Annotated in this window: 16 protein-coding genes; 7 read left to right on the top strand and 9 right to left on the bottom strand. The window is 62.8% G+C overall.

Going from position 1 to position 13,840, the window contains the following annotated elements; translation table 11 throughout:
* Position 1 precedes the first annotated feature (1 nt).
* The 8 genes from leuD to IAG25_RS06580 form a co-directional block, all read right to left on the bottom strand.
* Positions 2-619 carry a 3-isopropylmalate dehydratase small subunit gene (leuD, locus tag IAG25_RS06615; protein WP_187604134.1) on the bottom strand — a complete coding sequence of 206 codons (618 nt, stop codon included), beginning with the start codon at positions 617-619 and terminating at the stop codon, positions 2-4.
* Complete coding sequence (gene leuC, locus IAG25_RS06610) at positions 616-2,022, bottom strand: 3-isopropylmalate dehydratase large subunit (RefSeq protein ID WP_187604133.1); 1,407 nt, start codon at positions 2,020-2,022, stop codon at positions 616-618. The genes leuD and leuC overlap by 4 nt, the downstream gene beginning before the upstream one ends.
* A gap of 3 nt (positions 2,023-2,025) precedes the next feature.
* On the bottom strand, positions 2,026-2,802 hold the full coding sequence (locus IAG25_RS06605) for an ABC transporter permease (protein ID WP_035504057.1): 777 nt from the start codon (positions 2,800-2,802) through the stop codon (positions 2,026-2,028).
* The gene (locus IAG25_RS06600; protein ID WP_187604132.1) at positions 2,799-3,557 is read right to left on the bottom strand and encodes an ABC transporter permease; all 759 of its coding nucleotides are present in this window, start codon (positions 3,555-3,557) and stop codon (positions 2,799-2,801) included. The genes IAG25_RS06605 and IAG25_RS06600 overlap by 4 nt, the downstream gene beginning before the upstream one ends.
* Positions 3,554-4,414, bottom strand: a complete 861-nt coding sequence (locus IAG25_RS06595) for an ABC transporter ATP-binding protein (RefSeq protein WP_187604131.1) — start codon at positions 4,412-4,414, stop codon at positions 3,554-3,556. The genes IAG25_RS06600 and IAG25_RS06595 overlap by 4 nt, the downstream gene beginning before the upstream one ends.
* 7 nt (positions 4,415-4,421) lie before the next feature.
* Positions 4,422-5,372, bottom strand: a complete 951-nt coding sequence (locus IAG25_RS06590) for an ABC transporter substrate-binding protein (protein WP_222946403.1) — start codon at positions 5,370-5,372, stop codon at positions 4,422-4,424.
* A 240-nt stretch (positions 5,373-5,612) separates the two neighbouring features.
* A complete protein-coding gene (locus IAG25_RS06585; RefSeq protein ID WP_187604130.1) occupies positions 5,613-6,317 on the bottom strand; it encodes a GntR family transcriptional regulator in 705 nt (234 codons plus the stop codon).
* Positions 6,318-6,366: 49 nt separating this feature from the next.
* Positions 6,367-7,242 (bottom strand): LysR family transcriptional regulator, encoded by an 876-nt coding sequence (locus IAG25_RS06580; RefSeq protein ID WP_187604129.1) that lies wholly within the window; start codon positions 7,240-7,242, stop codon positions 6,367-6,369.
* A gap of 123 nt (positions 7,243-7,365) precedes the next feature.
* On the opposite strand from IAG25_RS06580, the gene IAG25_RS06575 reads away from it, so the two are divergent.
* On the top strand, positions 7,366-8,166 hold the full coding sequence (locus IAG25_RS06575) for a glutaredoxin domain-containing protein (protein WP_255503554.1): 801 nt from the start codon (positions 7,366-7,368) through the stop codon (positions 8,164-8,166).
* 206 nt (positions 8,167-8,372) lie between these two features.
* Positions 8,373-9,068 (top strand): GntR family transcriptional regulator, encoded by a 696-nt coding sequence (locus tag IAG25_RS06570; RefSeq protein WP_222946402.1) that lies wholly within the window; start codon positions 8,373-8,375, stop codon positions 9,066-9,068.
* On the opposite strand, the gene IAG25_RS06565 is transcribed toward IAG25_RS06570, so the two are convergent.
* Positions 9,069-9,563 (bottom strand): universal stress protein, encoded by a 495-nt coding sequence (locus tag IAG25_RS06565; RefSeq protein WP_187604128.1) that lies wholly within the window; start codon positions 9,561-9,563, stop codon positions 9,069-9,071.
* A gap of 159 nt (positions 9,564-9,722) precedes the next feature.
* On the opposite strand from IAG25_RS06565, the gene IAG25_RS06560 reads away from it, so the two are divergent.
* From IAG25_RS06560 to IAG25_RS06540, 5 genes are all read left to right on the top strand, one after another.
* Entirely contained in the window at positions 9,723-10,991 is a 1,269-nt protein-coding gene (locus IAG25_RS06560) for a LysR family transcriptional regulator (protein ID WP_187604127.1), read from the top strand.
* Between the two features lie 82 nt (positions 10,992-11,073).
* Positions 11,074-11,739 carry an O-methyltransferase gene (locus IAG25_RS06555; RefSeq protein ID WP_187604126.1) on the top strand — a complete coding sequence of 222 codons (666 nt, stop codon included), beginning with the start codon at positions 11,074-11,076 and terminating at the stop codon, positions 11,737-11,739.
* Positions 11,740-11,846: 107 nt separating this feature from the next.
* On the top strand, positions 11,847-12,488 hold the full coding sequence (locus tag IAG25_RS06550) for an anti-sigma factor (protein ID WP_187604125.1): 642 nt from the start codon (positions 11,847-11,849) through the stop codon (positions 12,486-12,488).
* Complete coding sequence (locus IAG25_RS06545; protein WP_187604124.1) at positions 12,489-13,007, top strand: RNA polymerase sigma factor; 519 nt, start codon at positions 12,489-12,491, stop codon at positions 13,005-13,007.
* Positions 13,004-13,837 (top strand): anti-sigma factor family protein, encoded by an 834-nt coding sequence (locus tag IAG25_RS06540; RefSeq protein ID WP_187604123.1) that lies wholly within the window; start codon positions 13,004-13,006, stop codon positions 13,835-13,837. The genes IAG25_RS06545 and IAG25_RS06540 overlap by 4 nt, the downstream gene beginning before the upstream one ends.
* Positions 13,838-13,840: the final 3 nt, after the last annotated feature.

Below are 13,840 nucleotides of genomic sequence, written 5' to 3'. Positions count from 1 at the left end.
GTCAGGCAAGATAAGCCCAGCCGCGCGCCTTGCGATCGTCGGCGCGAAATTGCGCGATCTGTTCGCTCATGCGTCGCGTCTGGTCGATTTCATCCAGTCCTTCGAGCAGCGCCGCGCGTGGCGCTTCGTCGAACTCGAAGCGAATCGCATCGATTCCTGGCGCGCGTATTTCGAGCGCACGCAAATCGACTTCGACATTCGCTCCATCGCGCGAAGCCGTCGCGATACGCTCGATAACTTCTGCATCGAGCCGCACCGCCAGCAAGCCGTTCTGCAGGCAGTTGTTATAGAAGATATCGCCGAACGATGGCGCGATCACGCAGCGAATGCCCGCTTCCTCCAGCGCCCACACGGCCATTTCGCGCGAGCTGCCGCAACCGAAGTTCTTTCCGCCGAGCATCGTGCACGCATGACGAAACGCCGGCTGATTCAGCACGAAGTCTTCGCGCTCGCCGCTTTCCGGTCCATTGCCGCGATAGCGCAAGGTCTCCAGCAAATAAGGTCCGAGCTGACCGCGCTTCAGTTGCGAAATGCGTTCGATGCGAATGATGAGATCTGTATCGACGTTATCGCGCAGGAGCGGCGCGGCCGGACCGATGATCGTCGTGACGGCTTTCATCGCGATGCTCCCGTTTGCGGCGCGGCGATATGCCCTGCGATCGCGCTTGCCGCCGCGACTGCGGGACTCGCGAGATGCGTGCGCGCACCCGGTCCCTGCCTGCCGATGAAATTGCGATTCGACGTCGATACGCAACGCTCGCCACGCCCGACGACATCGCCATTCGCACCGACGCACATCGAGCATCCCGGCTCGCGCCATTCGAAGCCCGCCGCGCGAAAGATATCGTCGAGGCCTTCTTCATGCGCCTGACGTGCGACCGTGAGCGAACCCGGCACGACCCACGCCTTCACGTTGCCCGCCACATGACGGCCATCGACGATGCGCGCGGCCGTGCGCAAATCCTCGATGCGGCTGTTCGTGCACGAGCCGATGAACACGCGATCCACGGCGAGTTCATCGAGATGCTGTCCCGCACGGACGCCCATATAGTCGATCGCGTCCTGCGCGGCCTGTCGACGCGATTCGTCCGCGAGCGACGCAGGATCGGGAATCGTGTCGTCGAGTGCGATCACATGCTCGGGGCTCGTGCCCCATGTGACCTGCACGCGTATCGCGGATGCATCGACGATCACTTCGCGATCGAAGTGCGCGCCTTCATCCGTCGCGAGCGCTTTCCAGTCCGCGAGCGCGGCATCGAATTGCGCGCCGCGCGGTGCATATGGTTTGTCTCGCAGATACGCAAAGGTCGTCTCGTCGGGCGCGATCAGCCCGAACTTGGCGCCCAGTTCGATGCTCAGGTTGCACAGCGTGAGGCGCCCTTCCATCGACAGTTCTTCGATCGCATCGCCCGCATATTCGACTGCATACCCGGTGCCGCCCGCCGCGCCGATCCTGCCGATCACATACAGGATCATGTCTTTTGCACTCACGCCTTCGCGCACGCGGCCGTCGAAGCGCACGCGCATCGTCTTCGGCCGCTTCTGGCGAATGGTTTGCGTCGCAAGCACATGCACCACTTCCGTCGAACCGATGCCGAATGCGAGCGCGCCCATTGCGCCGTGCGTACAGGTGTGGCTGTCCGCGCACACGATCGATGTGCCCGGCAGCGACAGCCCGAGTTCCGGCCCGATCACATGCACGATGCCTTGCTGGCCATCCTTGCCGATATCGAAGATGGGGATCGCATGATGCGTCATTTGCGTGCGCATCGCGTCGACCATTTCGGTGCTCCAGTCGGCGTCGCCTGCACTTCGGCCCGGCATAGTCGAGATCACGTGATCCAGCGTTGCGAACGTCAGCGCGGGACTGTCTACTTGCAGACCGCGCCGTTCGAGCACGCGAACCGCTTCGACGCCCGTAAGCTCGTGCATCAGATGTCGATCCACTTGCAGAAGATCGATGCCGCCAGCGAGATGCGCGATCGCGTGACTGTCCCACAGCTTGTCGAAGAGCGTTTTCATGTTTCAGTCGCTATGCGTGAGATGGCGCTGCCAGGCGAGGAACAGCATGTTGACGAGCGTCGCGAACACGAAGAGCATCAGCGCGAGCGCCATGATCGTGCTGGTTTCGTTGCGGTTCATCGCGATCATCAGCAAGCGTCCGATGCCGCTTTGAGAAGCGAACATCTCGCCGATCAGCGTGCCGAGCAACGTCAACGAAAAGCCTATTCGCAAGCCTGAAACCACTTCCGGCACGCACGCGGGGAGCAGCACGTGACGCGCGAAATCGCCCGGGCTCATGCGATACGTTCTGGCTGCGCGCGCGTAGATCGGAGGCATGTTGCGCACCGCATTCATCGTGAAGAGCGTGATCGGCACGATGCCATGCATCACGCCGAAGACGATCTTCGCCCACAGGCCGAGTCCGCACGCGAGCAGCACGACGGGATAGAGCGTGACCTTGGGGATCGAGTAGAAGCCCATCATCAGCGGTTCCATCACGTCGCCGGCCATGCGCCGCGCGCCGAGCAGCAAGCCGAGGCATACGCCTGCGATAGCCGATATCGCGAACGCCGATGCGAACGCGAGCGAGGTCACATAAAGACTCGCCGGAAAATCCGCATCGCTCACGATATGCACCGCGCGCTGCACGGTATGCATGGGCGTGGTCAGCACATCGGGCCCGAGCACTTCGCTCAGGATCTGCCATAGCGCGACGAGCACGACGATCAGCACGAGCGCATCGGTCCAGCGCTGCGCGTGCCGCGTCCTCGTTCCGTGCGTGATGACGACGGTGCTCATGCCGCCTCCCTTCTGATGCGCCGGTAAAGACGCCTTTCGGCTTGTCGCAGCAAGCCGTTGATCGTCGTGACGAAGACCAGCATCAGGACCATGAGACCGTACATCGTCGGGTTGTCGAATGCGTTGTATGCGAACGCGATCTGATAGCCGAAGCCCGATCCCGACAACACGAACTCGCCCGCGACGACCGCGATGAACGCATACACCACGGTCAGCTTGATGCCCGTGAAGACGAACGGCAGACTTGCTGGCAACGTGATCAGGCGAATCTCGTCGAGCGTGCTGAGACGGCATACGCGCGCGGTGCGCAGCAGTACGCGCGGCACACGTTCGAGGCCGTTGAGCGTGTTCACGGCCATCGCGACGACCGCGAACAGAAAGCCGATGCCGATGAGCGGCCATCGATTCAGCCCGAAGATCACGATGAGAATCGGATACAACACGAACACGGGCACCGCATAGTACGAGAGCAGCAAGGGATCGAGCACACGGCGCAGTCGCGGCAAACGGTAGAGCAGCACGCCGCCGACGAATCCGACTATCACGGCGAGCGCCACTGCGGCCAGCGCGCTGCCGAGTGTCTGCACGATATCGAGGGTGAATTGCCCCGACGTGAGAATGTCCCACGCGCTCACCGCCATGCGTGAAGGCGGAATGAACGATACGGGATTGATCCACGCAAGCCGCGTGGCGATTTCCAATAGCGCGATCAGCCCGACGACCAGTCCGATGCGCCAGCGCGCCGCCTCGTTCACGGCTGGCTCCCGAGCGCTTTCAAGGCTTCGTCGCGCAGCAGACCCCACACTTGCGCCGTGAGTTCGCCGAAGCGCGCATCGAGTGCGATTTTGCTGTCGCGCAGACGCGGCCAGCCTGTTTCGATCGTCGCGATGAAACGGCCCGGACACGCCGACATCACGCCGATACGATCCGACAGCAGCACGGCTTCATCGATCGAATGCGTGATGAGCATCACGGTCGCGCCGGTATCGCGCCAGAGCTTCAGCGTTTCATCGCCCATCAGGAGACGCGTTTGCTGATCGAGCGCGCCGAAGGGTTCGTCGAGCAGCATGAGACGCGGACGCACGACCATCGCGCGCGCGATGCAGACACGCTGACGCATGCCGCCCGAAAGCTGCGCCGGATACGCGCGTGCAAACGACTTCAGGCCCATGAACGACAACGCGTGATCCACTCGCTCGCGCACTTCTGTTTCCGCCACGCCTGCGCGGCGCGCGGCGAACGCGGCATTGTCGAACACGTTGAGCCACGGAAAGCTCGCGTCTTCCTGAAACACGACCGCGACTCCGTCGGGCACTTCGCGTCCCACCGGTTGCCCTTCGAACTCGACCGTGCCGCCGCTCGCCGGATTCAGACCCGCGAGCACGTCGAGCAAGGTGGACTTGCCGCATCCCGAAGGGCCCACGACCGAAAAGAATTCGCCCGCGCGCAATTCGAGACTCACGGGGCCGAGCGCATGAAACGGCGGCTTGCCCGCGATGCCGGGATAGATGCGCGTGACATCGGTGAGACGCGCCTGCACGCGCTCCGTGTCCTGCGCGGCGGGATCGCGCGATACGACCGATATCTTCGTGCGACGTGACAACACGCTCATCGCGGCCTCACTTCTTCGTTTGCAGATCGGCGGGAAGAAGCGATTCGTCGACGATCTTCGACCAGTCGAACGGGCCTTCCGGAATCGCCTTCACGAGTATCAACCCCTTCAGCACTTCGTCCATGCCCTTGCGATCGAAGCTGCCTTCGCTCCAGTACTTCGGATCGGACTCCAGCACGTTGTTCAGCGCGGAAGCCGCCACCGCCGGATCCATCTTGTACTGCTTCGCCAGAATCTGCGCGGACTCGTCGCGATGCGCGGCCATGTATTGCACAGCCTTGCGGCGCGCCTTGATGATCCCCTTGATCACTTCGGGATGCGTCTTCAGATAATCGGTTCGCACGATGCCGACCGTCTGCGTTTCATTGGGCACGATATCGGTCGAACGAAACGCGATGCGCAACTGATCCTTCTTCGCGCTGTACGAAGGCTCCGTCATGTAAGCGACATCGACCGCGCCCTGCTGCAATGACGTGAGCATGCCGCTCGAACTGCCGACGGGCTTGCGCTGCACTTGCCCCGTCAATCCTGCGCGATCGAGCGCGATCGTGACGATGGTATCGGTCGTCGATTTCGGGCTGCTATAGCCGATCGTCTTGCCTTTCATCTGCTGGATACCGGTGATGGTGCCGTCCTTCTTTTCGACCCAGACGAGATCGGCGAGGCTTTGCACGCCGCCATGCACGATGGTCAGATCGACACCCTGCTTCACCGCGGAGATCGCCGCGGGCAATGCGACTTCGCCATAAGGAATCTCGGAGGCCATCGCGTTGCGCACCGTGGTGCCGCCGCCTTCCGACGTGATGAAGCCCGACACGTCCACGCCTTCTTCCTTGAAGAAGCCCTTCTCCATCGCGACCGCGAAGGGCACGCCGTACATGCCGTCGCCCCAGTGCGTGACGGTGAGTGGCGCGGCGCGCACATTGGCGCCGCAAACGCAGGCGGCGGTGAAAGACATGAGACAGGCACCGCGCGCGAAGCTCCCGATTTTTCCAAGCGCAAACATGTAGGGTCTCCATCCATGATCGGCGGTCTCGCAGCGTGCTCGGCGCATGCGGCCGCACTGTGGTTTTACGGACCTGCTCTGGACGTGCTGATTGCTGAATAACCGTGCAAGTTAATGTATGCATTAAACGCGCGAAAGTCCAGACTCGCCGAGGGCGTACATACCCTCGTCGCATCGGGCGCAACTCTTGTTTCAGGCTTGCTGGATGCCGTATTGCTGCAGCACGTTGGTCTGGTCGCGCCAGCCGCGCTCGCGATGAGCGCGATACAGCTCGCTCGCTTTCGCTGCATCGCCGCAACGCATCGCGTCGATGATGTCGTAATGCTCCTGTATCGACTTCGACGGCTGGGGATGCGCCTTCACCATCTGCGTGAAGCGGCGCACGCGATGCACCTGATCGCGGCAATTCATGACGATGCCGTGAAGCCGCGCATTGCCGCTCAACGCGATGAGCGTCTCGTGAAAGACCTCGTCCGCCGCCGCCCACGCAAGCATGTCGCCGCGTTCGAGTGCGGCGGTCATGGCCTCGCATGAGTGAACAAGCGGCGCGAGTTCTATGTCCTTTCTCGACGCGACGAGCGCCGCCGCCGTCGACTCCAGGCTGATCAGCACCTGATAGATGTGTTTGATATCGGAGATGGACGTCGGCACGATGCGGATGCCGTGACGCGGCACGATCTGCACGAGGCCTTCGCCTTGCAGACGCAGCGCCGCCTCGCGAATCGGCGTGCGGCTGAAGCCGAGCATCAGCCCCAGTTCCTGTTCGAGCAGATACGAACCCGGCGTCAGTTCGCTTTCGATGATTCGCCGGCGCAGTTCGCGATAAGCAAGCTCGGTCGTGTTGCGTCTCGCGGGTCTCGCGCTCTCGATGGATTTGTCGTTCAATGAAGCGGCCATGCCTGAACTCCCCGATGAATCTCCGTCTTGCGCCGATGGTAACACCGCGTCAAACGCTGGTGAGATGCGCGACGAGCTTGCGGCATGCCTCGGGCAACGCATCGAGCGAACGCACGCCGATCAGCAACTCGCGCGCGGCCCATGCATCGGTCAAAGCGACGACGGCGAGCGCGTGTTGCTTCGCCACTGCCTCGGGCATCACGCCGAGACCCAATCCCGCTTCGATCATCAGACATTGCGCGTCATAGCTCGACACCTGAATGCGCACGCGCACCGGGCGTCCGAGTTCGTTCGCCGCGCGCGTGAGGCACTGGCTGATCGCGGTATCGGCCGGCAATGCGACGAACTCTTCATCGAGCGAATCGGTGAACGCAATCGATCGCGCCTGCGCCAACGCGTGTCCCGGCGGTGTCGCGAGCACGAGGTTGTCGGTGCGATACGGAATCGCGTGAATCGCATGACCGTGAGGGACGGACGTGAACACGCCGATATCCGCCGCGTTGTCCGCCACGGCGCGCACCACTTGCGCGCTCGGCTTTTCATCGAGCACGATGCGCACGTTCGGATGGCGCGCCGCGAACGATTGAATGTCGCGTGGCAGAAACTGAACGATCGACGATATGTTCGCGGCAATGCGCACGATGCCGCTCGTGCCGCTCGCGAAGTCGCGCATCTGAATGGCGATGTCGTCGAATTGATGCAATGCACGATGCGCGAGCGCCGCTAGCCGTTCGCCCGCTTCGGTCGGCTCGACGCCTTTATTCGTGCGACGCAATAACGGCACGCCGAACATGGCTTCGATCTCGCTGATACGCCTGCTCACCGCCGCGGCCGCGATATGTTCGCGATGAGCGGCTGCGGCGATCGTGCCTGCATCGACGACGGCGAGGAACAGTCTCAGCGAAAGCGGATCGATCGGCGGCATGGAAGGCGGCTTCTCTCGTAAGACACGTCCGCAGTGTACTTAAAGAACGCTTGCCATCGCAGACGGCGATGGCGGCATGACGAAGCATAGCTTTGCCACATCACCCGGCGCGCGGAAAATGCCTTGAATCAGGCACTCGCGAGGGGAACCGCCATGCAGGAAGCCGCCGCCGCAACCCGAATCCGCGTGTTCTGGCAACCGGGATGTTCGTCGTGCCTGCGCACGAAGGAATTTCTTGCACGCCAGGGCATAGAGTTCGAATCGATCGACGTGCACAACGATCCCGAGGGCCGCGCCGCGCTCGCGGCGCTCGGCGCGCGCAGCGTGCCCGTGGTCGCGTTGGGATCGAAATACACGCTATGCCAGTCGATCAACGATGTGATCCGCTTCCTCGATCTCAAGACCACGCCGACGCCGCCCTTGCCGCCCGCCGAGCTCGTCGGCAAGCTCGCGCATGTGCTCGAATCCAATGCGCGCTACACGCGTCAATTCGGCGCCGATTACTTTCGCAAGCCTTTTCGCAATCGCAATCGCACGCCCGCCGGTCTGACGTTTCATGTGTTTCGCGTGGCTGAAATGGGCGTTCAGGCCGCGCATCAGATCGAATTGCGCTTCGAAGGCTTCGACGATCAGCCGCCGGAGGAATGGCAGGCGGAAGATATCGCGCGCTGGGGCGAAAGCGTGCGGGAGAAGCTTCTCGACTGCTGGGCGAATGAATCCGACCGCACGCTCTCGTATGACGTGCCGACCTACTATGGCCGCCGCTCGATGCACGAAGTGCTCGAACGCACCGCATGGCATAGCGCGCAACACACGCGGCAAGTCATGTTGATGCTGGAGAGCGACGGCGTGACGATCGATCGTCCCTTGACGGCGGACGACCTCGGGGGCTTGCCGCTGCCGGAAGAAGTCTGGGACAAGTGATCGATCCTCTGTCGGTCGCACGGCAGGCGCGCAAGTCCGTTCGAGCCGCCCTTCATCGGGGCGGCTTCTTTTTATCGTGCGCTAACGTATACGTTGAGCAATACGCCGAATTTCTTTTCATATAATGAAGGCATTCCATCCGCCTGCGTCTGGCCCGGCGGATATATCGTCCGTGCATCGACGGCAACGTTTTCGGAATGCCCATCATGGCTCCAGCCCCGACCGCCGAAGCGATTACCAGAACGCGCGAGAAATCGACCGACACGGTTTATCAGGCGCTGCGCGAAAAGATCCTCAGCAATGAACTGCGCCCCGGCACGCAGATGCTCGAACAGGAACTCGTACAACTGTTCGGAGTGAGCCGTACGCCGGTGCGTGAAGCGCTCATCCGTCTACAGAACGAACATCTCGTGCAGATTATTCCGCGCCACGGCGTGCGCGTGCGCAATGTGTCGATGACGGATATCGAAGAAGTCTTTCAGGTGCAGACGAGTCTCGAAGCGACAGCGGCTTCGACCGTCGCCGCGCGCAAACCGGGCGCGCGAGAACTGAAAGCGCTGGAGAAAGCGTGCACGGAAATGGAGCGCGCCTTCGCGAAGAACGATCGCGAAGCATGGTCGGCGGCGCGTGAAGCGTTCTACGCGCGGCTCGTCGACATGAGCGATAACCCGCGACTCACGCAGATCGTCGGCGAATGCTCGGATCAGGTGCGCCGCGTGCGCGAATTGACGCTGCGGCTGATCGATCCCGACGAATCGCAAGCGCGCGATCTGCGCGCGATCATCGAAGCGCTGCGGCAAGGCGATGTGTCGGCGGCGCAGGCGCTATGCCGCGAGAATCGCGCGCGCAATCTTCAGATGCAAATCGAAGCGCTGCAACGCTTCCGGATTCTGGACGTCTGATCACGAAGCGTGCAAGGCCGTTTCGCGCAAGACGATCACCGGCGCCTTCCGCGCGACGCTCGTAGTTGCGATCAACACCTCTCGATTCGTATGGCGGCACACCACGTTGCGCACGTGGTTCACGCCCCAGTTCAAGAGGCCGGGCTTTCTTGCGCCGAGCACGATGAGGTCCGCATCGAGGCGCTCGGCTTCATCGGCGATCACGCGCCCGATGCGGCGGCCGTCTTCGGGCAGCGTGCGCGTTTGCCAGTCCGCTTCGATGCCCGCGCGCGCAAGCATCTTTTCGCTATTGCGGCGAATCACGAGCGCGAGCTGATTGACGAGCGCGGGCATGTCGCAAAGACATTCCATCTGCCAGCCCGCCCACGACGGAACCGACTCGATCACATGCAGCACGGTCAGACGCGCGTCGCTTTCACGCGAGCGTGCAATGGCGGCCGACAAGGCGGCTTCGCTGAAGTTCGGTCCCACGGCGACGAGAATATGCTGGTTCATGGCGCAACCCTCCGATCATTGGACAGCGCCGTTTGCGGGCGGCCGTCGTTCATTCATGACGTCATGATCGGCGCCGACAATTAGCGCAAACTGAGCGCGCGCTTCGGAAGACGTTACGATGCGATAAATCAAACTGATGGCATCCATTTACCTTTCATCATGGACAATCGCGAACTGCTCAACCTCGCGTACCTGCGCGCGTTCCGTCTCGTCGCGCAGACGGGCAGCGCCACGCGCGCCGCCGCCGCGCTGTTCCGCGCGCAATCGGCGGTCACGCGTTCGTTGCAGGAACTCGAAGCGGCCGTCGGCGAGACCTTGCTGGAGCGCCGTCCGTCGGGCATGCTGCCTACCCCCGCCGGGCGCGCCGTGCTGTTGCGCTGCCAGCGCATCTTCGCGGAACTGGAGGAGCTGGCCCAATGGTGCGCGACGCGACAGTCGCGCCGTCGTACCGCGTCGGACGGCACGCTTCCCGCCTTTCTGCTCAACACGCGGCGGCTGCAATTGTTCTCCGCGCTCGCACGTCATCGTCATATGCCGAGCGCGGCGCAGACCCTGGGCCTCAGTCAGCCGGCCGTCAGCAGCGCGATCCGCATCATGGAGACGGGCGCGGGCATGCAACTGTTCTATCGCAGCCCGCGCGGGCTGCTGCTCACGAGCGAAGGCGAAACCTTCGTCCTGCACGTGCGCCGCGCGCTGAACGAGCTGCGCCATATTCCCGATGATCTCGCGGCATTGCGCGGCACGATTCAGGGTTATGTCACGGTCGGCGCGCTGCCGCTCGGCAGAACGCTGATCTTGCCGGGCGCGATCGCGCGCGTCGCCGCGCAATATCCCGGCGTGCGCATCGTGACCGACGAAAGCGCTTACGAAACACTCGTCGCGGGACTGCGGGCGGGCGATATCGATTTCGTGCTCGGCGCACTGCGTCAGAACGATGCGTCGAGCGGTCTTGTCAATGAGCGCATGATGTCGGAAGACATTGTCGTGCTCGCGCGTCGCGGGCATCCGCTCGCGAGTGAAAGCGGATTGACGCTCAAGGATCTGATTTCCGCGCAATGGATCCTGCCGCGCAGTCAGGCGCCCGCGCGCGGGATGTTCGAAGCGCAGTTCAAGCGAGGGAAGCTCAAGCCGCCGATGCCGACCGTCGAGACCGCCGATCTCGCGGTCATTCGCGGTCTTTTGATGCATACGGATATGCTCGCCGCCGTATCCGCTCAGCAGTTGCACTACGAGTGCGAATCGGGGCAACTCGTGGTGATGGACATTCCTCTGCACAACACGCGGCGCGAAATCGGACTCACGATGCGCGCGGGCGGCACGCCATCGCCGGCGGCACGCGCGTTGATCGATGCGATCCGCCTGACCGTCGATCAGCTCGGGCATGAACTGCGCCGCGAATCGCCCCGCATCGTCAGAACCGTCGGCTGATAGCCTGGTCATCTAAATCGTTTATCGCGATAACATTTCATGGTGCCGTTAGCGCGATCACTGCAACGAACAGGGAGAAGCAATGGACGAGCAGCAATGGATTGCGATGGACGAGTACCTGTGCGACCGGACGCAAACGCCGGACGAAGCGCTCGACGCGGCCCTCAAGTCCAGCGTGGAAGCGGGACTACCCGCGATCAACGTCGCGCCGAATCAGGGCAAGCTGCTGCAAATGCTCGCGCGTCTGCGCGGCGCGCGCCGCATTCTCGAACTCGGCACGCTCGGCGGATACAGCACGATCTGGCTTGCGCGTGCCTTGCCTGCCGATGGCACATTGCTCACGCTCGAAGCCGTCGAGCATCATGCGGACGTCGCGCGAAAGAATATCGAACGCGCGGGCTTGTCGGGCGTGGTGTCGATCTTCGTGGGCGATGCCGCCGATACGCTCGAAGGCTTCGTGCGCGATGGCATCCCGCCTTTCGATTTCATCTTTCTCGATGCGGACAAACAGAGCTATCCCACGTATCTGCAACTCGTGTTGCGTCTGAGCCGCCCGGGCACCGTGATCGTCGCGGACAACGTGATTCGTCAGGGTCGCGTCGCGGATGCGGGCAGCAGCGACCCCGACGTGATCGGCGTGCGCGCGTTCCTGGATATGCTCGCCGCGGACGCGCACGTCTCCTCTACCGCAATTCAGACGGTCGGCAGCAAGGGATGGGACGGATTCTCGCTTTCGATCGTGTCGTGATCGGCGGCTTCGGCAATCCGCTGGCAAATATTCCAGGCAACTGTTGGAATAAAACGCTCGTTTAGAAGGTTAGCGCATCGAGAGCCCAAAAAAATCGATGCGCCGACATGGACGAGCCGATCACCGAACCAGACATTCAAGCCTTCGCGGATGGCGTGCTGTCGTCCGCGAGGGCGGCGCGCGTCGGCCGATATCTCGGCGCGCGGCCGGTGAATCGGCGCTTGCAACGTGCCATCGATCGCGCCGCATCGCACGAACCCACGCGTACGAGAAGCGTCTTGCGCCACGCATTCGTCGCCTTGTGCATCGCTATGGCCGTCGCCGGCTGGTGCGCTGCAACGCACGTCTCTGCGGATATGCTCGATGCCACCGCCGTGATGGCCTTAATGGAGACTTCGAACCAGCGCGGCACGAACGTGCGTCCGCTCGTGTCGCACGATCCGCACTTCATCGAACTGACGCCGGTCGGCCTCGAACTCATCGCGACCCGGACGCGACGCGGCGGCAAGTTCGCGCATATCGACGAATACGACTATCGCAACGCGGAAGGCGAGAGCGTCGTTCTTCTGATCGCGTCCGCGCCATTCACGAGCGATGCGCCGCACTGGAGCGCGCGGCGCGTCGGCGAAATCCGCCTGCTGACATGGGTTATCGGCGGCACGCGCTATGTGCTCGCGGGACAGGCGGGCACGCGCGGCGTCATGCGCGCCGCCGACGCCTTGACGCTGACGGCGCGAGAGGCGGAATAAATGGACATCCGCGACGACTTGACGGAACACCTCCCGAGACTGCGCCGCTATGCGCGCGCGTTGCTGAACAATCGGGAGCTCGCGGACGATCTCGTGCAGGATACGATCGAGCGCGCCTTGTCGCGCGCGCAAGGATTCGAAGCGGGCACCGATCTGCGCGCATGGCTTTTCACGATCATGCACAACGTATTCGTGAATCAGGTAAGCAAGGCGTCGGCGCGTGCGATCCACGTGTCCGTCGACGATGAAGACTTGAGCGAGCGCGAGTTCGCGATACCGGGCGGCCAGATCCGCTCGCTCGAAGTGCGCGATCTCGACTACGCCTTGCAGCGTCTGCCCGCCGAACAACGTGAAGTCGTGCTGCTCGTCGGGCTCGAAGAAATGAGTTATGCGGAGGTGGCGACCGCGCTCGATATTCCCATCGGCACCGTGATGTCGCGCCTGTCGCGCGGACGCGAACGCCTGCGCGCGTTGATGGCCGGCACGCAACCCAGTGCGAAGTTGAAGGTGGTGCGATGAACGACCCACAGACTCCGATCAGCGAAGAAGATCTGCACGCTTACGTCGATGGCGCGCTTTCGGCCGGACGCCGCGAACAGGTCGAGCGCGCCATCGAACTGAATCCCGCTCTGGCCGCGCGCGTGAGCGACTACTTCTCGCTCAATAACATGTTCCATGAGCGCTACGATCGCGTGCTCAACGAACCCATCCCCGCGCGTTTGCGCACGCTGAAGAAAGCGCGCTGGCTCGGCGCGGCGAACTGGCCGCGATTCGCGGGTATGGCGGCGGCGCTCGTCGCAGGCATCGGCATTGGCATCGGCACGAACATGGGCCGCGATGCGCTGTCGCTGCCGGGCACGAGCGCATCGAGTGCAGCGAATACGCGCGACGTGAGCGCCGAAGGCATGGAAGCGATGGCGCGTCAGGCCGCGCTCGCGCATGTCGTGTACATGCCCGCCGTCGATCGTCCCGACGATATCGGCAAGGACCGCGAGCAGGACTTCGTTCAGTATCTGTCGAATAAGCTTGGCACCGACGTGCATCCGCCGCTGCTCACGAAAAGCGGCTTCGAACTGATGGGTGGACGCATTCTGCCCGGCGACAACGGCCCGACCGCGCAATTCATGTATCGCGACGCCAAAGGCGAACGCGTGACGCTCTGCATCGCGCGTCGCAAGACAAGCACCAATACCACCGCGTTCAAGCTGTATCGGGACGGGCCCGTGAACGTGTTCTACTGGATCGATGGCGATTTCGGTTACGCGGTATCGGGCGGCATCGACCGCAAGGTGATGCTCGAACTCGCCCACGATGTGTACGCGCAACTGACGCCATCGACGCCGGGCTGATCG

It is taken from the genome of Caballeronia sp. EK (assembly GCF_014384845.1).
Taxonomy (GTDB): Bacteria; Pseudomonadota; Gammaproteobacteria; order Burkholderiales; family Burkholderiaceae; genus Caballeronia; species Caballeronia jiangsuensis.
This window is presented reverse-complemented; position numbering and strand designations above follow the sequence as displayed.